Annotated in this window: 1 protein-coding gene; it reads right to left on the minus strand. The window is 68.1% G+C overall.

Features of this window, described 5'->3' with window-relative positions:
• Positions 1-536: glutamate synthase central domain-containing protein (locus tag GVL52_RS31790; RefSeq protein WP_280179125.1), on the minus strand; the 536-nt coding region annotated here is incomplete at both ends.

Consider the following 536-nt stretch of genomic DNA (forward strand, 5'->3'; position numbering starts at 1 on the left):
GCCTCGAACAGCTGCGCGCCGCAGTAGCTCATGTACGTGGACACGCCCATCTTGGACATGATCTTCGACAGGCCCTTGCCGATCGCCTTCACGTAGTTGTAGATGGCCTTCTCGGGCGACAGGTCGCCCGACATGTCCTTGTGCATGTCGGCCAGCGTCTCCATGGCCAGGTAGGGGTGCACGGCCTCGGCGCCGTAGCCCGCGAGCACGGCGAAGTGGTGCACTTCGCGCGCCGTGCCGGTCTCCACCACCAGGCCGGCCGTGGTGCGCAGGCCCTCGCGCACCAGGTGCTGGTGGATGGCCGACAGCGCCAGCAGCGCGGGAATCGCCACCTGCGTCGCGCTCACGGCGCGGTCGCTGATGATCAGGATGTTGGCGCCGCCCTTGATCGCGTCCACGGCCTGCGCGCACAGCGAGGCCAGCTTGGCCTCCACGCCCTCACGGCCCCAGTCCAGCGGGTAGGTGATGTCGATCACCGCGCTCTTGAACTTGCCCTGCGTGTGCTGCTCGATGTCGCGCAGCTTGGCCATGCCCGC

It is taken from the genome of Rhizobium sp. 18055, assembly GCF_902706285.1.
In the GTDB taxonomy this organism is placed as follows: domain Bacteria; phylum Pseudomonadota; class Alphaproteobacteria; order Rhizobiales; family Rhizobiaceae; genus Rhizobium.